The 534-nt window shown below is 45.9% G+C and carries 2 tRNA genes and 2 rRNA genes; all 4 read right to left on the bottom strand.

The features are described 5' to 3' along the window. Positions 1-127 (bottom strand): 23S ribosomal RNA (locus BFJ97_RS23340); the annotation flags it as partial. 90 nt (positions 128-217) lie between these two features. Next, positions 218-293: transfer RNA gene (locus tag BFJ97_RS23335), tRNA-Ala, on the bottom strand. 12 nt (positions 294-305) lie between these two features. Continuing rightward, a tRNA-Ile gene (locus BFJ97_RS23330) sits at positions 306-382 on the bottom strand. A gap of 93 nt (positions 383-475) precedes the next feature. Then, a 16S ribosomal RNA gene (locus BFJ97_RS23325) occupies positions 476-534 on the bottom strand; the annotation flags it as partial.

Raw genomic sequence — 534 nt, 5'->3', positions numbered from 1 at the left:
GTTCCCCCATTCGGAAATCTCCGGATCAAAGCTCACTTACAGCTCCCCGAAGCATATCGGTGTTAGTGCCGTCCTTCTTCGGCTCCTAGTGCCAAGGCATTCGCCGTGCGCCCTTAATAACTTAACCAAGTTATTAAGCCTATAAAAAACTTAAAAAAATAAATGTGTTTGTTACAATTTCAATGTCGTTTTATCCAGTTTTCAAAGAACAAAAAAATGGTGGAGCCTAGCGGGATCGAACCGCTGACCTCCTGCGTGCAAGGCAGGCGCTCTCCCAGCTGAGCTAAGGCCCCAAGAGGTATATATGGTGGGCCTAAATGGACTCGAACCATCGACCTCACGCTTATCAGGCGTGCGCTCTAACCAGCTGAGCTATAGGCCCTCTTAGAAGTTTTATTTTTTTCATAAACCTTCAAAACTGAACGCAAAACGTAATCTTACAAACCCTAGGTTTGTATTCCGAAAATATCCTTAGAAAGGAGGTGATCCAGCCGCACCTTCCGATACGGCTACCTTGTTACGACTTCACCCCAA

Origin of the sequence: Lysinibacillus xylanilyticus (genome assembly GCF_001708185.1) — a bacterium.
Classification (GTDB): Bacteria; Bacillota; Bacilli; order Bacillales_A; family Planococcaceae; genus Lysinibacillus; species Lysinibacillus xylanilyticus_A.
Note: the sequence above shows the minus strand (reverse complement) of the source record. Positions and strands in the feature narration are given on the sequence as shown.